At 32.8% G+C, this 22,082-nt stretch carries 23 protein-coding genes; 16 read left to right on the forward strand and 7 right to left on the reverse strand.

Features of this window, described 5'->3' with window-relative positions:
- Window positions 1-20: 20 nt before the first annotated feature.
- The 3 genes from ACFVRR_RS02235 (at window position 21) to ACFVRR_RS02245 (ending at window position 3,287) form a co-directional block, all read left to right on the forward strand.
- Window positions 21-1,376: a dihydrolipoamide acetyltransferase family protein gene (locus tag ACFVRR_RS02235; RefSeq protein ID WP_387324927.1), complete on the forward strand. Its 1,356-nt coding sequence runs from the start codon at window positions 21-23 to the stop codon at window positions 1,374-1,376.
- A 5-nt stretch (window positions 1,377-1,381) separates the two neighbouring features.
- A complete protein-coding gene (gene lpdA, locus ACFVRR_RS02240) occupies window positions 1,382-2,794 on the forward strand; it encodes a dihydrolipoyl dehydrogenase (protein WP_387324236.1) in 1,413 nt (470 codons plus the stop codon).
- A 253-nt stretch (window positions 2,795-3,047) separates the two neighbouring features.
- On the forward strand, window positions 3,048-3,287 hold the full coding sequence (locus tag ACFVRR_RS02245) for a hypothetical protein (RefSeq protein ID WP_387324239.1): 240 nt from the start codon (window positions 3,048-3,050) through the stop codon (window positions 3,285-3,287).
- Between the two features lies 1 nt (window position 3,288).
- On the opposite strand, the gene ACFVRR_RS02250 is transcribed toward ACFVRR_RS02245, so the two are convergent.
- The gene (locus tag ACFVRR_RS02250; protein ID WP_387324242.1) at window positions 3,289-3,684 is read right to left on the reverse strand and encodes a DUF1885 family protein; all 396 of its coding nucleotides are present in this window, start codon (window positions 3,682-3,684) and stop codon (window positions 3,289-3,291) included.
- 161 nt (window positions 3,685-3,845) lie between these two features.
- On the opposite strand from ACFVRR_RS02250, the gene ACFVRR_RS02255 reads away from it, so the two are divergent.
- A complete protein-coding gene (locus tag ACFVRR_RS02255; protein WP_097975693.1) occupies window positions 3,846-4,139 on the forward strand; it encodes a DUF3055 domain-containing protein in 294 nt (97 codons plus the stop codon).
- A 167-nt stretch (window positions 4,140-4,306) separates the two neighbouring features.
- Window positions 4,307-4,429 carry a GapA-binding peptide SR1P gene (locus ACFVRR_RS02260; RefSeq protein ID WP_097975691.1) on the forward strand — a complete coding sequence of 41 codons (123 nt, stop codon included), beginning with the start codon at window positions 4,307-4,309 and terminating at the stop codon, window positions 4,427-4,429.
- Between the two features lie 157 nt (window positions 4,430-4,586).
- On the opposite strand, the gene ACFVRR_RS02265 is transcribed toward ACFVRR_RS02260, so the two are convergent.
- A complete protein-coding gene (locus tag ACFVRR_RS02265; protein WP_286133553.1) occupies window positions 4,587-5,411 on the reverse strand; it encodes a protein-glutamine gamma-glutamyltransferase in 825 nt (274 codons plus the stop codon).
- A gap of 338 nt (window positions 5,412-5,749) precedes the next feature.
- A complete protein-coding gene (locus tag ACFVRR_RS02270; RefSeq protein WP_387324247.1) occupies window positions 5,750-7,201 on the reverse strand; it encodes an aminotransferase class I/II-fold pyridoxal phosphate-dependent enzyme in 1,452 nt (483 codons plus the stop codon).
- A gap of 276 nt (window positions 7,202-7,477) precedes the next feature.
- Between ACFVRR_RS02270 and ACFVRR_RS02275 the strand changes: the two genes are divergently transcribed.
- Window positions 7,478-7,747, forward strand: a complete 270-nt coding sequence (locus ACFVRR_RS02275; protein ID WP_069035550.1) for a UPF0223 family protein — start codon at window positions 7,478-7,480, stop codon at window positions 7,745-7,747.
- Between the two features lie 220 nt (window positions 7,748-7,967).
- On the opposite strand, the gene ACFVRR_RS02280 is transcribed toward ACFVRR_RS02275, so the two are convergent.
- Window positions 7,968-8,597, reverse strand: a complete 630-nt coding sequence (locus tag ACFVRR_RS02280) for a YktB family protein (protein ID WP_097975683.1) — start codon at window positions 8,595-8,597, stop codon at window positions 7,968-7,970.
- 195 nt (window positions 8,598-8,792) lie between these two features.
- Here ACFVRR_RS02280 and ACFVRR_RS02285 point away from each other — a divergent pair, with 195 nt between their 5' ends.
- Both ACFVRR_RS02285 and ACFVRR_RS02290 read left to right on the forward strand, forming a co-directional pair.
- Window positions 8,793-8,981, forward strand: a complete 189-nt coding sequence (locus ACFVRR_RS02285) for a hypothetical protein (RefSeq protein WP_056468536.1) — start codon at window positions 8,793-8,795, stop codon at window positions 8,979-8,981.
- A gap of 215 nt (window positions 8,982-9,196) precedes the next feature.
- On the forward strand, window positions 9,197-10,000 hold the full coding sequence (locus tag ACFVRR_RS02290) for an inositol monophosphatase family protein (protein ID WP_387324252.1): 804 nt from the start codon (window positions 9,197-9,199) through the stop codon (window positions 9,998-10,000).
- Window positions 10,001-10,079: 79 nt separating this feature from the next.
- Here the strand turns inward: ACFVRR_RS02290 and ACFVRR_RS02295 are convergent, their stop codons facing one another.
- On the reverse strand, window positions 10,080-10,265 hold the full coding sequence (locus tag ACFVRR_RS02295; RefSeq protein WP_088013083.1) for a DUF5325 family protein: 186 nt from the start codon (window positions 10,263-10,265) through the stop codon (window positions 10,080-10,082).
- A gap of 200 nt (window positions 10,266-10,465) precedes the next feature.
- Between ACFVRR_RS02295 and typA the strand changes: the two genes are divergently transcribed.
- The 3 genes from typA (at window position 10,466) to ACFVRR_RS02310 (ending at window position 13,079) form a co-directional block, all read left to right on the forward strand.
- Window positions 10,466-12,313 carry a translational GTPase TypA gene (typA, locus tag ACFVRR_RS02300; RefSeq protein ID WP_098809266.1) on the forward strand — a complete coding sequence of 616 codons (1,848 nt, stop codon included), beginning with the start codon at window positions 10,466-10,468 and terminating at the stop codon, window positions 12,311-12,313.
- Between the two features lie 146 nt (window positions 12,314-12,459).
- Window positions 12,460-12,777: a YlaH-like family protein gene (locus ACFVRR_RS02305; RefSeq protein ID WP_235821791.1), complete on the forward strand. Its 318-nt coding sequence runs from the start codon at window positions 12,460-12,462 to the stop codon at window positions 12,775-12,777.
- Between the two features lie 29 nt (window positions 12,778-12,806).
- Window positions 12,807-13,079 (forward strand): hypothetical protein, encoded by a 273-nt coding sequence (locus ACFVRR_RS02310; RefSeq protein WP_098846990.1) that lies wholly within the window; start codon window positions 12,807-12,809, stop codon window positions 13,077-13,079.
- A 632-nt stretch (window positions 13,080-13,711) separates the two neighbouring features.
- Here ACFVRR_RS02310 and ACFVRR_RS02315 read toward each other — a convergent pair.
- The gene (locus tag ACFVRR_RS02315; protein ID WP_056468526.1) at window positions 13,712-13,912 is read right to left on the reverse strand and encodes a YlaI family protein; all 201 of its coding nucleotides are present in this window, start codon (window positions 13,910-13,912) and stop codon (window positions 13,712-13,714) included.
- Between the two features lie 153 nt (window positions 13,913-14,065).
- Here ACFVRR_RS02315 and ACFVRR_RS02320 point away from each other — a divergent pair, with 153 nt between their 5' ends.
- Together ACFVRR_RS02320 and ACFVRR_RS02325 are read left to right on the forward strand one after the other, a co-directional pair.
- Window positions 14,066-14,527, forward strand: a complete 462-nt coding sequence (locus ACFVRR_RS02320; protein ID WP_097975678.1) for a pyridoxamine 5'-phosphate oxidase family protein — start codon at window positions 14,066-14,068, stop codon at window positions 14,525-14,527.
- Between the two features lie 151 nt (window positions 14,528-14,678).
- The gene (locus tag ACFVRR_RS02325; protein ID WP_056468520.1) at window positions 14,679-16,007 is read left to right on the forward strand and encodes a PhoH family protein; all 1,329 of its coding nucleotides are present in this window, start codon (window positions 14,679-14,681) and stop codon (window positions 16,005-16,007) included.
- A 67-nt stretch (window positions 16,008-16,074) separates the two neighbouring features.
- On the opposite strand, the gene ACFVRR_RS02330 is transcribed toward ACFVRR_RS02325, so the two are convergent.
- Window positions 16,075-16,563 (reverse strand): peptidyl-prolyl cis-trans isomerase, encoded by a 489-nt coding sequence (locus tag ACFVRR_RS02330; RefSeq protein WP_387324260.1) that lies wholly within the window; start codon window positions 16,561-16,563, stop codon window positions 16,075-16,077.
- 331 nt (window positions 16,564-16,894) lie between these two features.
- Here ACFVRR_RS02330 and ACFVRR_RS02335 point away from each other — a divergent pair, with 331 nt between their 5' ends.
- From ACFVRR_RS02335 to pyc, 3 genes are all read left to right on the forward strand, one after another.
- A complete protein-coding gene (locus ACFVRR_RS02335) occupies window positions 16,895-17,185 on the forward strand; it encodes an Fpa/YlaN family protein (protein WP_097975674.1) in 291 nt (96 codons plus the stop codon).
- 176 nt (window positions 17,186-17,361) lie between these two features.
- Window positions 17,362-18,504, forward strand: coding sequence for an FtsW/RodA/SpoVE family cell cycle protein (locus ACFVRR_RS02340; protein WP_387324264.1), 1,143 nt, complete (start codon window positions 17,362-17,364; stop codon window positions 18,502-18,504).
- Window positions 18,505-18,593: 89 nt separating this feature from the next.
- Window positions 18,594-22,034 (forward strand): pyruvate carboxylase, encoded by a 3,441-nt coding sequence (gene pyc, locus ACFVRR_RS02345; RefSeq protein ID WP_387324932.1) that lies wholly within the window; start codon window positions 18,594-18,596, stop codon window positions 22,032-22,034.
- Window positions 22,035-22,082 lie beyond the last annotated feature (48 nt).

The following is a 22,082-nucleotide window of genomic DNA, read 5'->3' on the forward strand; positions in this document are numbered from 1 at the left end:
AGAAATCTGTGTCAAACTCAGTGGCAAGTCTATTTGAATTTAGATTACCAGATATCGGTGAAGGTATTCACGAAGGTGAAATTGTAAAATGGTTTATTAAAGCAGGCGACGAAGTAAATGAAGATGATATCATTTGTGAAGTTCAAAACGATAAATCAGTAGTAGAAATTCCATCACCTGTAAAAGGGAAAGTATTAGAAGTATTAGTTGCAGAAGGTACAGTTGCAGTTGTTGGTGACGTATTAGTACGTTTAGATGCACCTGGTTATGAAAACATTAGCTTCAAAGGACAACATGCTGAAGAAGCTCCAACTACTACTCCAGTACCAGAAGCTGCTGAAGCAGTTCAGGCAAAAGTACAAGAATCTTATGAGCAAAGTGAACCAAAAACAGATGCTGCACCACTATCACCTGTTGCTGCGATTGAACCAAAAGCTCATGTAATTGCAATGCCATCTGTACGTAAATACGCTCGTGAGAAAAACGTAGATTTACGTATTGTACCAGGTTCAGCTAAAAATGGCCGTGTAACTAAAAAAGACGTAGATGCATTCTTATTAGGTGGAGTAGCACCAGCTGCTGCAGCTCAAACAGAAGTTGCAGTTGAAGTTGTAACCGAAGCGAAAGCGTCGACACAAGAAGCTCCAAAAGCAATGCCAATTCCAGAGGGTGCATATCCTGAAACTCGTGAAAAAATGAGTGGAATTCGTAAAGCAATCGCTAAAGCAATGGTTAACTCTAAACATACTGCTCCACACGTAACATTAATGGATGAAGTAGATGTAACGAAACTAGTTGCTAGCCGTAAAAAATATAAAGAAGTTGCAGCTGCACAAGGTATCAAATTAACGTTCTTACCTTATGTTGTTAAAGCTTTAACTTCTGCATTACGTAAATTCCCAGCTTTAAATACATCAATCGATGATGCTACTAGCGAAATCGTACACAAACATTACTATAACATTGGTATTGCTGCAGATACTGATAAAGGTTTATTAGTACCAGTTGTTAAAGATGCTGATCGTAAAGCTATCTTCTCTATTTCAGCTGAAATTAATGAGCTAGCTACAAAAGCTCGTGACGGTAAATTAGCTGCTGCAGAAATGAAAGGTGCTTCATGTACAATTTCAAATATCGGTTCAGCTGGTGGACAATGGTTTACTCCAGTAATTAACCACCCTGAAGTAGCTATCTTAGGTATTGGTCGTATTGCTGAAAAACCAGTAGTATTAAATGGAGAAATCGTTGTTGCTCCAGTATTAGCGTTATCATTAAGCTTTGACCACCGTATTATCGATGGTGCAACTGCTCAAAACGCATTAAACCATATTAAACGATTATTAAATGATCCAGAATTATTATTAATGGAGGCGTAAGATAAATGGTAGTAGGAGATTTTGCAATTGAACTAGATACGGTCGTTATCGGTGCCGGTCCTGGTGGTTATGTTGCAGCAATTCGTGCAGCACAACTTGGACAAAAAGTTGCTGTAATTGAAAAAGGTAATCTTGGTGGGGTATGTTTAAACGTAGGTTGTATCCCTTCAAAGGCATTAATTACTGCTGGTCACCGTTATGAAACAGCTAAGCATTCTGAAGACATCGGTATTACAGCAGAAAATGTAAAAGTTGATTTTACAAAAGTTCAAGCTTGGAAAAGCAGTGTAGTTAATAAATTAACTGGCGGTGTAGCAGGCTTATTAAAAGGAAACAAAGTTGAAGTTATTAAAGGTGAAGCTTACTTTAATGATGCTAACACTCTTCGTGTAATTACTGAAGAATCAGCTCAAACTTATACTTTTAACAATGCGATCATCGCAACAGGTTCAACTCCAATCGAAATCCCTGGTTTCAAATGGAGCAACCGTGTAATCGATTCAACAGGTGCATTAAACTTACCTGAAATTCCAAAAAAATTAGTTGTTATTGGTGGCGGCTATATTGGTATGGAATTAGGTACTGCTTATGCTAACTTTGGTACACACGTAACAATTCTTGAAGCTGGTGACGAAATCTTAAATGGTTTTGAAAAATCTATGAGTTCAATTGTTAAACGTGGATTAAAGAAAAAAGGTAATGTAGATATCGTAACAAAAGCGTTTGGTAAAGGCGTTGAAGAAACTGTAGATGGCGTGACAGTTAAATTCGAAGCTAATGGCGAAATGAAAGAAATCGAAGCTGATTACGTATTAGTAACAGTTGGACGTTTCCCGAACTCTCGTGACATGGGCTTAGAAAATGTCGGTGTTGAAATTAACGAACGTGGTGTTATTACGACTGATCAACAAGCTCGTACAACAATTAAAAATATTTTCGCAATTGGTGATGTAATTGCTGGACCTCCATTAGCACACAAAGCTTCTTATGAAGGTAAAGTTGCTGCTGAGGCAATCAGTGGTATGCCAAGTCAAATCGAATACTTAGCAATCCCTGCAGTAGTATTTACTGATCCAGAATTAGCAACTGTTGGTTATACTAAAAAACAAGCAGATGAAGAAGGATTAGCTGTTAGTGTAGCGAAATTCCCATTCGGTGGAAATGGTCGCGCATTATCTCTAAATTCAACTGATGGATTCGTACAATTAGTTTCTCGTATAGAAGATGGAGTACTAGTTGGTGCTCAAGTTGCAGGTGTAAATGCATCAGATATCATTTCTGAGCTTGGTCTTGCAATTGAAGCTTGCATGAGCGTTGAGGATATTGCACAAACAATTCACGCTCACCCAACATTAGGTGAAATCTCAATGGAAGCTGCAGAATTAGCGATGGGTCATCCAATCCATGTTTTAAAATAATTACTTAAAAACCTCCTATATTTTATAGGAGGTTTTTTACTGTTCAAATTCATTTAAAACGCTTTATTCAAAGCTTAAAGTAGTTTGTTAACATAGATGCATTAAGGGCAATACGATGGCAAAATAACGAAAAAAAACGATTGTCTGCAACCTCCTATTTGTTAGGAGGTTTTTTTGCATGATTAAGGCATGTCTCGCATAACGTTTAAAAAACAAACTTTCTAGTATTGATGATTGATTGGTGGGAATATTGATGCGAAAACAATTAATAGTATTAATGATACATCAACTATTTTGGGTAGGATTTTCATTTGTATTATTCTTGTCGAAAAGGGATCAATTATATTCTAAAGTCATATTGTTTCTAGTATTCTTTTACCAGCTTTATTTAATTGCAAAATACGTTGGAAACACAAGAAAAGCAAGTATTATTATTACTTGCTTTTATGCATCGGTATTTTTCTTTTGTCAGGCGATTGTAAATTTATTTTAAATTATCGTTTGTAAAAATACATGATTCGATTGTTAAATAATTCAAGCTTTGCTTCAATTTTTTGAGCTAAATATCTACATAGCTCATTTGCTTTGCCTTTATCACCATAAGTTGAGTTTGGTAACAGAGTAATCACGATATTTTTATCATCTTGAATAGAAACAACAAAATGTTTATAACGTGAATCATTGCTCTGTAAATAAAGTGCATCTTGGTCATCTAATTTTTTATTTGAAATAGAGTAAGGAAAGGAAACCCTTTCATAATTCCAGTCAACTTGTTGACCGATCCTAGTTGAAGATTGTATGTAATCATTTATTAAATTATTTATTAAATCTAAATTTGCTTCTTGGTATTTTGATTTATCTACTAATTGAATGGTAGCTTGTTGAACCATTTTTAAATTTTCCCCCTAAGATGTTTTTATGAAAAACATCACTATTAATCTGTTTTTATCATAACATTATTTCAAATTTTTAGACAAGTATTCGGTATGAATTTAATTTTTTCTTCATATGTATTAACTTACAATACTAAAACGGAGGAGTGGGTGAAACAATGTTTGAGAAATTATATGATGATCACGAAAATGTAAGAGTCCGATTTGTTGGCTTTGTTACGAACGATACTAGATACGATATTGGTATTGTATATACGAACATGTTCTTTGGAAAGCCACTCGTCATCTGCATGCAATCTAGACAATGCATTGTATTAGATCGACAGGATGTTTCATTTCCAAATCAGTTGAAATTTTTATGTAAACTAAAAAGTGAGGAAGAGGCAATGGAACTCGCAGAATATTTAGCCGACTGGCTACCGTCACCAAGTATAGAAGAGAGTTATGAATAAAAAATAAATGTGTTATACTAATTAAATCGCATTCACCTTATAAAACCCCTTGAATAATCTAGTATTAGAAAATTTAAGTTATACTTATTTACCACTTGCGTAAATAAGTATAACACATTATAATGAAGTTAGTTAATTGATACAACATTATGAAAGGGGTTACAAAAATGGGGACATTCGTATGTAAATGTTGTGAAAAAACAGTAGGTCATTTCGAGGATGAAAAGGTAACAACTCTTTACGTTAAAAACTGTGAAGATTGTGAACCAACTGATCATGAAGTTTGCTAATTATAACTAATTAAAACATAAAGTCTAATAGAGTAACTATAGACATCTATAAATGAGAAATTCCACAAGGGGATCGTTTTTCCTTGTGGTTTTTTATGTTTTTATTTAATTAAATCACAAAAAAGGGAGACTCAATTAGAATCACCCACTTTTCCTTTTATGCAATTTGAGTTTGATCTCCAATTCTTGCAGTTATAACATCGGATGAAGCTTCGCTTGTTGTAACTGGTATTAATTTTGAATTATCTTTTAAATATTGAGCCATTTCATTCGAGTCAATTCTAGTATTTAAATTTGTTAAGAAGGCAGAAATCATCGCAAAAGGATATCTATGCATATTTAAATGGTAAATAATCTCATGTAATGAACGTATTCCGATACCATGACCATAATAATAATTACTTCCCATAGTAACAGTGTTTTCTCCTTGCCATTCTGGAGTCATTGGGTCAACTTCAGGATTTTTTATATAAACAACGTCACCAGGGGCTGGACGATCAACTTCAGCCGTTAAAATAGCTAATTTAGGGTCGTAATTCCAAGTGTATAAGTATATGCCATTATCGAATAGTTGATCAAAAATTTCATAGCCGAAAATGTCTAAAAGGGCTTTATAAAATATCATAATGATTGCAGTTGCACATTCTGTTGCGTAAAATTGTCCGTTACGAAAAATATCATAAATTCCCATGGAAGTTCTTATGCCTGGCCTAAGTCTAAAACCACCCATAGGTGTGCGAATCCAAAACATTGGATTACAATATGCTCGTCTAAAAGTCCTAAATTGCATGCCGCTTGTTAATAAATCTTTAGAAGCCTGAAGTACATAAGTTCTGATTGTCAAATCAAAAGATAATTCACGGTCCGATTTATAAATATGAGACTTTTTACTGTTTGTTAAACTAGACAATATTTCTTGATAAAGTTTATTATTTGAATCTTCGCTATTTTTTAATGAAGCATGAACAATTTTATTATTCACGACTATCAATTAGTCCACATCCTAACATAAAAACAATTTTTTTGTGCGAAATCAATATAATTACCTTACCTATCATATGCCTATATAATTTAGATGTGATTTAGAATAAAAAAAACTAGGATTCATTTCCTAGTTTCAGACTGTTGACAAACGCTCGCTTTTTTCGTTGCTTCGCCTGTCTGCGGTGCTCATTACCGTCTAAGGTAACTCCGCTCCTCACCAGGCTTCGCGCCTCGAAAGACAAGCGCTTGCAATCAGTCTGAAAGTCAAGTTTTTAATACTTTGTCTACACACTGAAACTAGGATTCATTTCCTAGTTTCTTTTTATAAAACTTTAATTATTTTAATACTTTTAACGTTAATAATTCTTCGTCTTCTGGGCCTTGAACAGGTAATCCTGCTTCAATATTCTTTTTAATATAAACTAGATTTTCAAGTGTAATTTCTTCACCAGGTAAAAAGATTGGAATTCCAGGTGGATAAACCATTACAAATTCAGCAATAATTCTACCGACAGAATCCTCAAGTGGAACAGATTCTGTTTCGGAGTAAAATGCATCCCTAGGAGAGACTGCTAAATTTGGAATCGTTGGGATCTCAACGTTTAAATTTGTATTGCGCTCTGAGATGTCAAATTCAGTTACTAAAACTTCTAGTGCATGAATTAACTGCTGAATGTCTTCTTCACTATCACCTGGTGTTAATATGCAAAGAACATTATATAAATCAGACATTTCAACTTCAATATTAAATCGCTCTCTTAACCAAACTTCAACATCATGGCCCGTTATACCCAGTTTTTTTACACTGACTAATATTTTAGTAGGATCTAAGTTGAATGTAGCCTCTTTACCAACTAAATCATATCCAGGGCAATATAAACCATTGAGTGAATTAATTTTATTTCGTGCATTATTTGCTAGTCTAATAGTATTCGTAAGTAATTCTTCACCAACTGTTGCTAATCTCTTTCTTGCAACATCTAGTGAAGCAAGCAATAGATAAGATGTTGAAGTAGTTGTTAGCATACTTAGTACAGATTGTACTCTGTGGACATTCACAATGCCTTCTCTTACATTTAAAATAGAACTTTGAGTCATAGAACCACCAAGCTTATGTACGCTCGTAGCAGCCATGTCAGCCCCTGCTTGCATCGCAGAGATTGGTAATTCGTTATGGAAATGAATATGTACACCATGCGCTTCGTCAACTAATACGGCTAAGCCATGTGAATGTGCTAATTCAACAATGCTTTTTAAATCTGCTACAAATCCAAAGTATGTAGGATTAATGACTAATACTGCTTTTGCATCAGGATTCGTTAAAATGGCCTCTTTCACTGCATTTGTCGTAATACCGTGTGAAATACCTAATTCACTATCAATTTCAGGATGAACAAAAATTGGTGTAGCGCCTGAGAAAATGATCGCAGATAAAACAGATTTATGAACATTTCTTGGGACGATAATCTTATCGCCAGGTCCACAAACACTCATTACCATTGTCATGATCGCTCCACTTGTACCTTGAACTGAAAAGAATGTGTGGTCAGCACCAAAAGCTTTAGCTGCAAGATCTTGTGCTTGTTTTATTTTACCTTTTGGATGATGTAGATCATCTAAAGGAGCAATGTTGATTAAATCGATCGATAATGCATTATCACCAATAAACTCTCTAAATGTTGGATCCATTCCATTTCCTTTTTTATGTCCTGGAATATGGAATTGAATAGGGTTCTTCTTTGCATGGTCTAATAAAGAAGAAAATAACGGCGTTTCAATTTGTTTCATTTAACATACACCCCATTTAATGAATAATAGTGTTTTTCGGAAGTGATATGTTTGTAAACAATTCAACTGTTTACTCTCATTAAGTTATAAACTGTCTTACCTTCATTTGAAAAACAAAAAGATTATATCATTCTATGAATTTTCTGTATAGAAAAATATTATAAAGTTATGAAATTTTATTCATCTGAATGAAATTATATCAATTTTTAAAATAAGAATGGAAATTAAAAAATGTGTTAAAATGGAATTAATTAGAAAATTGTAGGAGTGAAGTAAATGGATTACCAATACCCAATTTCATATGATTGGACAACAGATGAGACAATTGAGGTAATAAAGTTCTACACATCAGTAGAAAAAGCGTATGAAAAGGGAATAGATCGTGAAGTGTTAATGGCTACATACAAACAGTTTAAATCAATTGTACCTAGTATTGCAGAAGAAAAAAAATTATGTAATGAGTTAGAGGAGATATCTGGCTATTCTGCATACAGAGTCATGCAAAAAGCTAAAAATGGTGCTCCTGGTGATAAAATTAAAATGTAGTATGATATCAGTTAATCATAAGGAATTAAATAGTAAATAAAATCTAAAGTAAAAAATAGAAGCCCATTAAAGGATCATTAGCTACCTTTAATGGGCTTTTCTTACCTATTTATTGTTTAAATAAATCTATTTAATATTTCGTCCTGTCGAAAAATGTGTAAAGAATGGGCATAGACTTTTGTTTTTGACATATGTATAATTAAACAACACTTATATTAATTCAGTTTATACTTATCTTGTATAAAGGAATTAAAGTATTATATGTTTCTATAATACGATGGATTAGTTCTTCCTTTGTAAGTGTAATTGCTTCATCTTTTGCAATTGTAATTCCACATAGGTATTCTGCTTTTTTTACATCATGAAATCTCTGAATACCTTTATTGAATTCATCTTTATTCATTTGACTTTTTTGTATCACATCAGGCTTCATATGATCGTAAGATACCACAAAATCTTTCGGAATCATTTTGTAAAGTTTATTTTTATTCTTTTCAAAATTTATGGCAATCGATTGCTTATTTGGACTTTCGTAAATAATTCCAAAGTAAACAAACAGGTGAGTACCCCACAGTCCAAATTGGAAATGAGGAAGCATCTTGTATCCACGATTATTTGTTGCAAAAGCAATCCAAGTATCTTTTGGAGCATTTACAGTACGCCTGGCATGCTTAGCAATATGGCCAAAAAAGTTTTGATCAGTTTGTACATTTAAAAAAGGTAATATTTCTTCTTCAATTACTTTGAATTTTGGTTGAATTTCATTTTGTATAGCACTCATTCTAGTTTCTAATGTTGAGTCAGTTGTAAATATTTCAAAATCACTTTCTTTAAAAAAAGTTTGAGTCATTTTTGAACCCCCTAAGTACATTATCTAATTAGTATACCATGTTTGTCCAAAACAAATGGGTAATATGTTTCTTCATAAAATAGTTACATTATAAGCTTAAACAACATATATTAGTAGCAAGATAAAAATCAGAAAATTTTGTTAATTAACTTTTACAGTTTGTTTTGCCAACTTATATTCTATGGAGGGATAATGATGAGACAAGTGATTAATGCGTTAAAAAGAACTGATGCAGAAAAGAGAATTCCTGTACTTAGATTAGAATTAGATTACGAACTAGCTACACTATTCGATGCTATGACAGTCAATGATAATGAAGCAATGATTGAATCTAAAAAGAAATTAGAATTATTAAGATTAGAATTAATTCGTCTAGAAGCTTAGCGAGTTTATTTACCGAACCTTTAAATAGGTTCGTTTTTCTGTGCGCTAAATCTTCCGCTAAATGCCCAATGGTCTATCGTATGCCCACCCTCCAAAATAGTTCCTCATCTTAAATAAAAATCATTTCATTAGGTTTTTTTAGGTTAAAATTGGTAAACTGATAAACAGAACCATTAAATATAAGTTTTAGCACGTAGAGTTTGGAGTGTTTAATTATGAATGTAGACTGGAAAGAAATTGAACAATTCGCGAGGCATTTGCTTCAAGAGGCAGCTGAAAATATTAAAAACTCTTTATACGACTCCATAACAATCAATACGAAATCAAACGAAAATGACTTAGTAACAAATAAAGATGAAGAAATTGAAAAATTCTTTTACGAAAAAATAAAAAAGAAATTTCCGAATCATTACTTACTAGGTGAAGAAGGTAAAGGCGATGATTTGGATCAAGTAACTGGAGTTGTGTGGATTCTTGATCCAATCGATGGAACGATGAATTTTGTTCACCAAAAACGTAATTTTATGATTTCGTTAGGTATTTATGAAAATGGAATCGGTAAAATGGGTTTTATAATGGATGTAATACATAATGAACTATATTTTGCTAAAAAAGGTGAGGGAGCTTATTTAAATGATCTTGAATTAACACCTTTGAAAAATGTAGTACTTGAAGAGGCTATTGTAGCTGTTAATGCTATTTGGTTAACTAAAAATCGTTATATAAACCATGAAAAATTAAGTAATCTTGTTCGAAAAGTTAGAGGAAGTAGGTCATATGGTTCGGCAGCGATGGAAATGGTCTATGTGGCAATGGGAAGGGTTGATGCATATATCACTCCAAGATTATCACCTTGGGACTTTGCCGCGGGTAAAATTATTGTTGAAGAACTTGGCGGAATATGTACTTCGCTCAAAAATGAAAGCCTTTCAATTCTTAAAAAAAGCTCAGTGCTAGTAAGTAACGCTTCGATTCATAACGAATTACTCACTGATTATATCGAATTTCTACAAAAATAATAAAAAGAAGGTAAGTTGGGTTACTAACTTGCCTTCTTTTATTAGTGAGTAGACAGTGTTCAAAAAAAAGAGAAGAAGATTATAACTTACCTTCCCTTTTTAATTTAGCACGTAATGAAAAACCATAACCAACTAATGATATTGAAATAATTAGTGAAATGATAGCGCCAATAGTACTTAGTTCCGCTAGCATAATACCAACTAGAATTAAGAAGATTACGGATAAAGTTGCAACGCAGAAAAGTCTAAATTTTATGCTAGACATGGTGAATCCTCCTGTTCATAATTCTTATTTTACTCTTTGTCGAATCGGATGTAAATTTGAAAAAAATAAATCTTTCCTAAATATTTATTAATAATTTATATTTTTGATTAAACATTTTCTTGATATATTTCCGTGTGCATGTGCTATAATGTTTTAGTTAATAATGAAAATAGATGTGTAGACATTTTAGGAGTGAATATATTTTGAAAAAAAGAGAAGATTTACGCAATATAGCAATTATTGCGCACGTTGACCATGGGAAAACAACGTTAGTTGATGAGTTATTAAAACAATCAGGGACATTCCGTTCAAACGAAAACGTTAATGAACGTGCAATGGACTCTAATGATATAGAACGTGAACGTGGAATTACAATTTTAGCTAAAAATACTGCAATCCAATACGAAGGTAAACGTATTAACATCATGGATACTCCTGGACACGCCGATTTTGGTGGAGAAGTAGAACGTATCATGAAAATGGTTGACGGTGTTCTTTTAGTTGTAGATGCATATGAAGGATGTATGCCACAAACTCGTTTCGTATTGAAAAAAGCTTTAGAACAACATTTAACACCAATCGTAGTAGTAAATAAAATCGACCGTGACTTCGCACGCCCTGATGAAGTAGTAGACGAAGTAATCGATTTATTTATTGAATTAGGTGCAGATGAAGATCAATTAGAATTCCCAGTTGTATTCGCATCAGCTATCAACGGAACTTCTAGCTTAGAATCTGATCCTGCTAAACAAGAACCAAATATGAATGCATTATTCGATACAATTATTGAGCACATTCCATCTCCAATCGATAATAGTGAAGAGCCTTTACAATTCCAAGTAACATTATTAGACTACAATGACTATGTTGGACGTATCGGTATCGGACGTATTTTCCGTGGAACAATGCAAGTTGGTCAATCAGTTGCTTTAATGAAACTTGATGGATCAGTTAAACAATTCCGTATTACAAAAATGTTTGGTTTTATCGGATTAAAACGTATTGAAATCCAAGAAGCAAAAGCTGGTGACTTAGTAGCAGTATCTGGTATGGAAGATATCAATGTTGGTGAAACAGTATGTCCTGCTGAACACCAAGAAGCACTTCCAATCTTACGTATTGATGAGCCAACTCTTCAAATGACTTTCTTAGTAAATAACTCACCTTTTGCTGGTCGTGAAGGTAAATTTGTAACTTCTCGTAAAATTGAAGAGAGATTATTACAAGAACTTCAAACAGACGTAAGTTTACGTGTTGAAAATACTGATTCTCCTGATGTATGGATCGTTAGTGGACGTGGAGAGCTTCACTTATCAATCCTAATTGAAAACATGCGTCGTGAAGGATATGAGCTTCAAGTTTCAAAACCAGAAGTTATCATTCGTGTGATTGACGGTGTAAGATGTGAGCCAGTTGAGCATGTGCAAATTGACGTTCCTGAAGAATATACTGGTTCAATCATGGAATCAATGGGTGCTCGTAAAGGTGAAATGAGAGATATGGTGAATAATGGTAACGGCCAAGTTCGTTTAACATTTATGGTACCAGCTCGTGGATTAATTGGTTATACTACAGAGTTCTTAACTTTAACTCGTGGTTATGGCATCATTAACCATTCATTCGATAGCTACCAACCTGCTATTCAAGGTCAAGTTGGTGGACGTCGTCAAGGTGTATTAGTATCAATGGAAACTGGTAAAGCTTCAACATACGGAATTATGGGTCTAGAAGACCGTGGTATAATTTTCCTTGAGCCAGGTACAGATGTATATGATGGTATGATTGTTGGTGAACACAACCGTGATAATGATTTATCAGTAAACGTTGTTAAAGTTAAACACGCTACAAATATCCGTTCAGCGAATAAAGACCAAACGACAACAATGAAAAAACCACGTATTATGACGCTTGAAGAATCTTTAGAATACTTAAACGATGATGAGTACTGTGAAGTAACGCCAACATCAATTCGTTTACGTAAAAAGCTTCTTGATAAAAATGAGCGTGAGCGTGCAGCGAAAAAGAAAAAATTCGCTGAACAAGAATAAATAAATTTTAAAATAATTATGATATAATAAAACCGACTAGAAATAGTCGGTTTCATTTTTGTAGACAAAGTACAAAAAATTAATATTAGCGGATCAAAAAACGAATAGAAGTATTTAGTTTTATTATTTAATAGGGGGATATGGATTTGGAAAAGGCTCCAAAGGGATTTGAATTTGTCATAACACAGTTAATAAATATAACTCATGATATTCATCTTTCAATGTGGATATTATATGGTTTAATTGTTGTATTATGTATTGTGGTATATCATTTAGGTTTCGCAAAAAAATTGAGCATCCTTAAAAGTTTAATCATTTATGTTTTGCTTATGATTGGATGTAGTTTCCTTACTTTCTTAGCTTTAAGGATACCAATTGTTGAAGCATTACTAGCAAGTGTCTTCGTGTTAGGGGTATATAAGATTCGTTTACATCAATCAAAAAAGAATAATGCTACTACATAATGTAAACTTTTTAGAAAGTTGGTATTTAGATGAAATCTGTTCAGGATGCTTTATATAATTGGTTAACGATAAAAGTTATATATGAAGGTAGACCTTCGGATGAAGCTGCTAAAGAGACGTATGAGATGTTTGATTCGATTTTAAAAGACGATCATCAAGTATCTAACGTAAAAATAGAAAAAATGGAAGATTTCTATTTAATTACATTTACACAAGCAGAAAAAGAGCGTACTACGCGCTTTCCAATTGAAATGATTGATTGTTTTTTAGATCAAGTAAAAGTTAATCCAGAGAAGTATTAAAAACCTAGAAATTAATCTAGGTTTTTCATGCTGTTGAAAAAAGAATTTGTCAATTAATTGTTGATTTATCATTGATAAGTAAGTTGTATCATATTGATTTCCACTACAGGGTGCTCGCGTTCCATGGGGCGAGATTCTTTAGCCTCCGCGGCTACGCCTGCGGGGTCTCAGCCTTCCCGCTAATCCCATAGGAGTCGAGCACCCTTTCGTTCCAATCATGTTCTTTATAAAAAAATAATAATCTTAAAAATAAAAAAATAGTCAATTGAACGAATGGATTATCCTTTATTAATCAAGTTGTAACTTATGATAACGACTTACATTCTTTACAAATAATGATCATTAAAAAAGTAAGAAATTTTAATTTTTGCAAGTTAGTTAAAATAGGTTATCAATAAGATGTTAGATAAAACAATAATAAATAAACTATTTATTCATAGAAATTCATATAATGTATGTATTTTTCAATTTTGACTACAATATCTTTCAACACTCTGAAAAACCTAGAAATTAATCTAGGTTTTTTTACGTAGCTTAAAAAAATGAGATGTTTTCAATAACATTTTGAATGCTAACTCCTTTTTTTCTCAAAAAAAAGAAGCCAAATTGACTTCAATTTCTTCAAGATTTAATTACCACTCGTCATTGTCCTTTACCGGTTTTAAGAAACGGAAATTTCCTGTTGCAATTCTTTGTTCTGTTTTTATTTTAATTCGATCGTAACATTCAGAGCATGTATATGTATGGATAGGACGATTTCTTAATTTTTTTGCAATAGGTGATTCATCGCTAATAGATTCGCTTTTATCACAAATCATGCATTTAACTCTCATGTGAAATTTCTCTCCTTATATATGGAACTTAAGTTAACATAATTATAACAGGTTTTAGAATATATTTTTAGAAAACAGTGGTTTTAGCAGGAAGTTTTCAATAAACTTTGAATTATATTAGTATACTCTTTATTTGAAGGAGATGAAATAGTGATGGCAAACAGTATTGAGAAAACATTATCACCAAGCTTGTTAGAAGATTGTAATAAAGAAAAGATTGTTTTTTTAAGTACTTTTAACTCCGAAAAGAATGCACCAGTTACGAATGCAATTTCTTGGCTTGTTGCTTTAGACGATAAGACGATTCGTTTTGCAGTTGATCAAAGATCAGCAATTATATCGAATATCGAAGAGGTTGAAGGGGTATCATTAAGCTTATTCTCAAATGAAACAGTTTATAGTATCTCGGGAAATGCAAAAATTTTAACAAAGCAAATGCCTGGGATTCCATTAAAATTAGCGTGTATAGAAGTAGAAGTTAATGAAGTAAAAAATATATTGTTTTATGGGTCAAAAATAACAGTCGAACCAGAGTATGCAAAAACTTATGATGAGAGGGCTGCAAAAAAATTAGATGTAGCAGTTTTAAGTGGTCTTAGATCCACGGAGCTTTAAACATTAAAAAATATTCTAAAGTAGAGAGAATTTCATATAATATATTAACGGTTCGTCCATTCTTCGACTAGTAACCAACTGTAAGACCCATCAATTTAGAATTAAAACTAATTATTCTAATCTGAGTTATTTTTAGTCAGGAGGTTAAGGATTGAGTAAAATATATGTTCTCGACACAAATGTACTATTGCAAGACCCACTAGCAATCTTTTCATTTGAAGATAATGAAGTAGTTGTACCAGCTGTTGTATTAGAGGAAGTAGACTCAAAGAAGAGATATATGGATGAAGTTGGTCGTAATGCTAGGTATGTATCCAAACTAATTGATAGCTTTCGAGAACTAGGGAAATTACATGAAAGTATTCCTCTTGAAAACGGTGGTTCATTTAGAATTGAATTAAATCATCGCTCATTTCAACAATTGCAAGAAATCTTTGTTGAAAAAACGAACGATAATCGCATTTTAGCTGTTGCAAAAAACTTATCACTTGAAGAAGAAGCAAAAGAAAGCGGAAAAACAGTCATTTTAGTTAGTAAAGATACGTTAGTTCGTGTAAAAGCGGATGCACTAAATTTATTAGCTGAAGATTATTTAAGTGATCGAGTAGTGGAAGTTGATCATATTTATACCGGTTATCTAGAGTATTACATAAATACAGATTTATTAAACAAGTTTTATGAAAAAACTGAGCTTCCTGTTTCAGATATAGCGAACCATCCATTTTATCCTAATCAATTCATCGTATTAAAGGATGCTCTCGGTGGTAAGAGCTCAGCTCTTGGAGTTGTAGATAAAACGGGTACAAAAATTAAGAAATTTGTTTTCTCAAATGAACATATTTGGGGCATAAGACCAAGAAATGCCCAACAGTCCATGGCCTTAGAATTACTTCTTCGAGATGATATACCATTAGTTACATTGATTGGTAAGGCAGGTACAGGGAAAACTTTATTAGCTTTAGCAGCAGGTTTAATGCAAAGTGAGGATCTGCAAAGCTATAAAAAGTTATTAGTTGCGAGACCAATTGTTCCAGTTGGAAAGGATCTTGGTTATTTACCGGGTGAAAAGGATGAAAAACTTCGTCCATGGATGCAACCGATTTATGATAATCTAGAATACTTATTCAATACAAAAAAACCAGGTGAACTTGATGCGATATTAGCCGGAATGGGCTCAATTGAAGTAGAAGCTTTAACTTATATAAGAGGTAGAAGTATCCCAGAGCAATTTATTATTATAGATGAAGCACAAAATCTAACTAGGCATGAAGTGAAAACAATTTTAACTCGAGTTGGTGATAAGAGTAAAATTGTATTAATGGGGGATCCAGAACAAATTGATCATCCATATTTAGATGAATACAACAATGGATTAACTTATGTAGTTGAAAAATTTAAAGATCAAAAAATAAGTGGACATGTAAAACTAATAAAAGGCGAACGTTCATCAATTGCCCAACTTGCAGCGGATATATTGTAATAATTAAATGCTTACAAAAGCAACATCTTACCAAAATCGATCAGTAAGATGTTGCTTTTGTTTTAAACTATAAAATAATTTTCTTGATTGAAGTAATTGGTGTTTCTTTATTTGTACCATCAGCAAAATATAAATGTACCGGACCATCTTCAAGGATTCTCTTGCCATTGTATGAAAATGCTAAATAACTTTCATATACAGTTTCAAAAGGTAATTTTATTAATTCACCTTCTGTTTCAATCGTAACTTCTAAATCACGATTTTTCGGATTACTATTATCTATAAAATAAGAAAATGGCATTGCATACGATTCCTTAAGCCATTCTTTCTTTTGAGTAGCGTATAAAGGGCTATTATCGACCTTCGCACCTTCAACAATTTCACGATCCCAATGCTTTGAAACACTTTTCGTATATTGCTCAAGCTCATCAACCTTTTTGAAATCACCAGCTAACAAACTATCTAACTTAACCTTTCTTTCATCAAATATCCAAACACTTGGATCAATTGTTAACGGAAACTCTACATTACCTGTTAATTGAAAAACATCACTCATACTAAAACCCCTTCTATGTACTAAGTCTACCTATAGTGTACGACTATTTTAAGTAAAAAGACAAACAATTGAACAAAAATAGCGCTTATTTACAATAAAGTTTTATTATGTTTTTAAGCTTTTTTATTGTGATTAATTGACCGATTTTTTTGTAAAAATTAGATTATTAGATAAATCTAAACTCTAACATAAGAAAATTCTAATAAATAAACTGTTGCAAAAATATAATTTTCTATAATACATATTTGCAAAACTTTTGATTTAAGTTGATTTTTCTTAAAAAGAACTATAATATTAAATAGATAGCTTGTACGGAAGTGGAGGGAGAAAATTGAGGTCTGATGCTGTAACAGATTACAAAGATAAAGCATTTGAATTATTAAAAAAAGATGCTGAAAAAATATTGAAATTAATAAATGTGCAACTTGATCATTTAACGATGCCACAATGCCCTCTATATGAAGAGGTTTTAGATACTCAAATGTTTGGTTTATCAAGGGAGATTGATTTTGCTTCTCGTCTAGGTTTAATTGAAGTTGAACAAGGTAGAGAACTTCTTTCTGAACTTGAGCGTCAACTTTCTGCTCTACATGAAGCGTTTACAGATCAAAAGAATAAATAATTATTAGCAACAAAAGCTCAAACAATAAATGTTTGAGCTTTTTTTTGTGAATTTTTTTAATTGTTATAAGTAATAAATCTATTAATCTATGTTACAATATTTTTATTTAAAAAGGGAATTTAGCAAAATAGTTGAATACATAAAGTATAATTAATCAAAGCAGGGATGATTAAGTAATGTTAAAAAAATATTTGAAAAATATTGATTATATGATTTTTGTTCCATTATTAGTGTTATGTTTATTTGGATTAATCATGGTGTATAGTGCAAGCTCACCATTACCATCAATTCGTTATCAAAGTGAACATTGGCCAAGTGACTATTTCTTTCATAAGCAATTAATTGCCTTTGAGGCAGGGATGTTTGCATTTGTTTTTTTAATGTTTTTACCTGCAACTTTCTTTAGAAAAAGAATTGCGATGATATTAAATATAGCTGTAAGTATAGGATTACTTGTTGCAGTGCTACTCTTTGGTGAAGTTAGAAATAATGCAAAAAGCTGGGTATTCGGAATTCAACCAGCCGAGCTAATCAAATTCGGATCAATCGTTCTTTTAGCAGGATGGTACTCGAAAAGACAAAAGCGAATTACAAAGAACTGGAAAATGCTATTTGCTCCATGGACCATAGTAGCTATTTATATCATCCTATTGAGATTACAACCAGATACAGGTACAGCATTATTAATAATCGGTACTTGTGCTGTAGTTTCATTTTGTAGTGGTTTTATTGTAAAGAGATTAATACTCCTATTCGTTGGTGGGATTGGTTTACTATATCCATTAATTAGTATTTGTATCAGTTTAGGAATCGGTTTAACAGATGTACAAGTTAATCGATTTTTAGCTTTCCGAAATCCTTTTGACTATGCACAGGGAATCGGATTTCAAATCGTAAATTCACTTATCGCATTTGCCAATGGTGGGCTTACTGGAGTTGGATTAGGAAAAAGTATTCAAAAACTAGGTTACTTACCTGAGCCTCACACCGACTTTATTCTAGCTATAATCGGTGAAGAAACAGGTTTAATAGGTGTAATTGTAGTTATTTTATGTATATTCATAATTGTTTGGCGTGGATTGTTAATAGCTCATCAATCAAAGGATTCTTTTGATTCATTATTAGCTACAGGGATTAGTGCAATCATCGTCATTCAATCATTTGTAAATATAGGAGGAGTTACTTCGTTAATTCCACTTACGGGTGTTCCGTTACCTTTTGTTAGTTATGGAGGAACTTCGTTAATCGTTATGCTTTCTATGGTTGGTATTTTAATGAATATTTCAATACGAAATAAGATTCACAAAGAAACTTTATAAAATCTTCAAAAATGCATTTTGAAAAAAGTTTATTCTTAATTTATTGATAATTATCTTTCATAAATACAGGAGGCTTACAAATGACTTACATGAAACAGATTAAAAAAGTTCTTGTTGCTAACCGAGGTGAAATTGCAATTCGAGTATTTCGAGCTTGCACTGAGTTAGGAATTAGAACAGTTGGTATTTATTCTAAAGAAGATGAAGGGTCATATCACCGTTATAAAGCTGACGAAGCATACATAGTTGGAAAAGGTAAAAAACCAATTGATGCTTATCTAGATATTGAAGGTATTATTGAAATTGCAAAGAAAAACAATGTAGATGCAATCCATCCTGGATATGGATTCTTATCAGAAAATATTAAATTTGCTCAGAGATGTGAAGAAGAGGGCATTATTTTTATCGGGCCATATTCAAGACACTTAGATATTTTTGGAGATAAAATTAAAGCAAAGCAGCAAGCTCTTCAAGCTAATTTGCCAATCATTCCAGGGAGCAATGGTCCAGTAAACTCATTGGATGATGTAAGGGGATTTGGAGAAACTTATGGATTCCCGATTATTATTAAAGCTGCTCTAGGTGGCGGCGGTCGTGGAATGAGGATTGTGCGTACGAATGCAGGATTAAAAGATGCATATGAGCGTGCTAAGTCTGAAGCAAAAGCTGCTTTTGGTAATGATGAAGTTTATGTTGAGAAGTATATTGAAAATCCAAAGCATATTGAAGTTCAAATATTAGGAGATAACCAAGGGAATATCATTCATTTGTTTGAACGCGATTGTTCAATTCAAAGAAGACATCAAAAATTAGTTGAAGTTGCACCATGTACTTCGATTAGTGAAGATTTAAGAAATAGAATTTGTGATGCTGCTGTTCAATTGATGAAAGAAGTAGAATATGTAAACGCTGGTACAGTTGAATTTTTAGTTTCAGGTAATGATTTTTATTTTATTGAGGTTAACCCTCGCGTACAAGTTGAACATACAATTACTGAAATGATTACAGGTATTGATATTGTTCAAACACAGATCTTAATTGCACAAGGTTATAGTTTACATTGTGATAAAGTAGGAATTCCATTACAAGATGAGATTCCAAAAATAGGTTTTGCAGTTCAAGCACGTGTTACAACGGAGGACCCACTAAATAATTTTATGCCTGATACAGGAAAAATTATGGCATATCGTTCAGGTGGAGGTTTTGGTGTAAGGTTAGACACGGGTAACAGCTTCCAAGGTGCTGTTATTACACCTTACTATGATTCATTATTAGTAAAAGTAACGACTCATGCATTGACATTCGAAGGCGCAATTGCGAAGTTAAATCGAAATTTAAAAGAATTCCGTATCCGTGGGATTAAAACAAATATTCCATTTTTAGAAAATGTTACGACACACCCAGATTTCTTATCTGGTGAGTATAATACTTCATTTGTAGATTCATCTCCGGAATTATTTGTTTTTGCAAAAAGAAGAGACCGTGGAACAAAAATATTAAATTATATCGGCAATGTAACAGTGAATGGATTTCCAGGTATATCGGAAAAAGAAAAGCCAGCTTATGATGAGATTATCATTCCAAATGTAAATCATATTAAAAGTGCTGAAAGTGGAACTAAACAATTACTAGATCAATTAGGTGCTGATGAATTTTCGAAGTGGTTAAAAAATCAACCGAATGTTTTATTTACAGATACAACGTTTAGGGATGCTCACCAATCACTGCTTGCAACAAGAATTCGTTCAAAAGATCTAATTACAGTAGCAGAACAAACGTCAAAATTATTACCTAACTTATTCTCTATGGAAATGTGGGGCGGAGCGACTTTCGATGTAGCGTACCGTTTCTTAAATGAAGACCCATGGGAAAGATTATTAAATTTAAGAGATAAAGTTCCAAATGTATTATTCCAAATGCTTTTACGTGGATCAAATGCAGTTGGATATAAAAATTACCCTGATAATCTTGTTAGAAAGTTTATTGAAGCATCGGCTCAAGCAGGAATCGATGTATTTAGAATATTTGATAGTCTAAATTGGATTAAAGGGATGGAAGTCGCAATTGATGCTGTAAGAGACAGTGGAAAGCTTGCTGAGGCATCGATTTGTTACACGGGAGATATATTAGACCCAACTAGAACAAAATATAATCTGGCGTATTATAAAGAGCTTGCAAAGGATTTAGCATCAGCTGGTGCACATATTTTAGCTATTAAAGATATGGCTGGTTTATTAAAGCCTCAGGCTGCTTATACGTTAATTAGTGAATTGAAGGATACTGTAGATCTACCAATCCACTTACATACTCATGATACGAGTGGAAATGGTTTATACACATATGTAAAAGCAATCGAAGCTGGCGTAGATGTTGTAGACATCGCAATTGGAAGTATGTCTGGATTAACTTCTCAGCCAAGTGCAAATAGTTTATATTATGCTCTAAAAGGTTCAAAGGACGAGACAAACTTAAATATTAACGGCTTAGAGCAGTTATCAACCTACTGGGAAGGCGTTCGTAAGTATTATAGTAGTTTTGAAAGTGGTATGGTTTCACCACATACAGAGGTTTATCAGCATGAAATGCCAGGTGGTCAGTATTCTAACTTAAAACAACAAGCTAAAGGTGTTGGTTTAGGAGAAAGATTTGAAGAAGTTAAGGATATGTATGGTAGGGTAAATCAACTATTTGGAGATGTCGTAAAAGTAACACCATCTTCTAAAGTAGTTGGAGATATGGCATTGTTTATGGTTCAAAATAATTTAGACGAAGATTCTGTATATGAAAAAGGAGAAAATATCGATTTTCCTGATTCAGTAATAGAATTTTTTGAAGGGAAATTGGGACAACCTCATGGAGGATTTCCAAAGAGCTTACAACGCATCATCTTAAAAGGCAGACAGCCATTAACTGAAAGAGCTGGTGAGTCATTAAAACCAATCGATTTTAAAGATGTTGAGGAGTATTTATTCAAGACATTAAATCGCCAGGTTACTAATTTTGATATATTAGCTTATTGCCTATACCCTAAAGTATTTATGGACTATCAAAAAAATGTAGAAAGCTACGGAGACTTATCTGTACTTGATACACCTTCTTTCTTCCATGGAATGAAACTAGATGAAGAGATTAAAGTAGATATTGAACGTGGTAAAACACTGATTGTTAAACTAGTTTCGATTGGTCAAGCTCAGCCTGATGGAACAAGAGTGATCTACTTTGAATTAAATGGTCAGCCCAGGGAAATAGTTGTTAAGGATTACTCAGTTAAATCTACTGTCGTTCAAAAAAGAAAAGGGGACACTAGTAATCCAAACCATCTTAACGCAACAATGCCAGGTACTGTTTTAAATGTACTTGTTAAAAAGGGCGATGTAGTTGAAAAAGGTCAAACTTTAGCAATTACAGAAGCGATGAAAATGGAAACAACTGTCCAATCTCCATTTACAGGTGTAATAAGAGACATTCTGATTACATCGGGAGAAAGTATTTCTACAGGTGATCTTCTAATAGAACTAGATCAAAGATAAAAAAGTAAAATGAAGAGCGAAGTTAGAGAAGCTGCTGTAAAAGGGCAA

This window comes from Gottfriedia sp. NPDC057948, from assembly GCF_042887255.1.
Lineage (GTDB): Bacteria > Bacillota > Bacilli > Bacillales > Bacillaceae_G > Gottfriedia.

Excerpts from the sequence above, each read along its gene's own strand:
- ACFVRR_RS02340 (WP_387324264.1), top strand. The coding sequence starts at position 17,362 with ATGTTAAAAAAATATTTGAAAAATATTGATTATATGATTTTTGTTCCA.
- ACFVRR_RS02315 (WP_056468526.1), bottom strand. The coding sequence starts at position 13,912 with ATGAGAGTTAAATGCATGATTTGTGATAAAAGCGAATCTATTAGCGAT.
- ACFVRR_RS02310 (WP_098846990.1), top strand. The coding sequence starts at position 12,807 with ATGAAATCTGTTCAGGATGCTTTATATAATTGGTTAACGATAAAAGTT.
- ACFVRR_RS02330 (WP_387324260.1), bottom strand. The coding sequence starts at position 16,563 with ATGAGTGATGTTTTTCAATTAACAGGTAATGTAGAGTTTCCGTTAACA.
- ACFVRR_RS02245 (WP_387324239.1), top strand. The coding sequence starts at position 3,048 with ATGCGAAAACAATTAATAGTATTAATGATACATCAACTATTTTGGGTA.
- ACFVRR_RS02275 (WP_069035550.1), top strand. The coding sequence starts at position 7,478 with ATGGATTACCAATACCCAATTTCATATGATTGGACAACAGATGAGACA.
- ACFVRR_RS02250 (WP_387324242.1), bottom strand. The coding sequence starts at position 3,684 with ATGGTTCAACAAGCTACCATTCAATTAGTAGATAAATCAAAATACCAA.
- lpdA (WP_387324236.1), top strand. The coding sequence starts at position 1,382 with ATGGTAGTAGGAGATTTTGCAATTGAACTAGATACGGTCGTTATCGGT.
- ACFVRR_RS02255 (WP_097975693.1), top strand. The coding sequence starts at position 3,846 with ATGTTTGAGAAATTATATGATGATCACGAAAATGTAAGAGTCCGATTT.
- ACFVRR_RS02320 (WP_097975678.1), top strand. The coding sequence starts at position 14,066 with ATGGCAAACAGTATTGAGAAAACATTATCACCAAGCTTGTTAGAAGAT.
- pyc (WP_387324932.1), top strand. The coding sequence starts at position 18,594 with ATGAAACAGATTAAAAAAGTTCTTGTTGCTAACCGAGGTGAAATTGCA.
- ACFVRR_RS02285 (WP_056468536.1), top strand. The coding sequence starts at position 8,793 with ATGAGACAAGTGATTAATGCGTTAAAAAGAACTGATGCAGAAAAGAGA.
- ACFVRR_RS02260 (WP_097975691.1), top strand. The coding sequence starts at position 4,307 with ATGGGGACATTCGTATGTAAATGTTGTGAAAAAACAGTAGGTCATTTC.
- ACFVRR_RS02280 (WP_097975683.1), bottom strand. The coding sequence starts at position 8,597 with ATGACTCAAACTTTTTTTAAAGAAAGTGATTTTGAAATATTTACAACT.
- ACFVRR_RS02290 (WP_387324252.1), top strand. The coding sequence starts at position 9,197 with ATGAATGTAGACTGGAAAGAAATTGAACAATTCGCGAGGCATTTGCTT.
- ACFVRR_RS02295 (WP_088013083.1), bottom strand. The coding sequence starts at position 10,265 with ATGTCTAGCATAAAATTTAGACTTTTCTGCGTTGCAACTTTATCCGTA.
- ACFVRR_RS02270 (WP_387324247.1), bottom strand. The coding sequence starts at position 7,201 with ATGAAACAAATTGAAACGCCGTTATTTTCTTCTTTATTAGACCATGCA.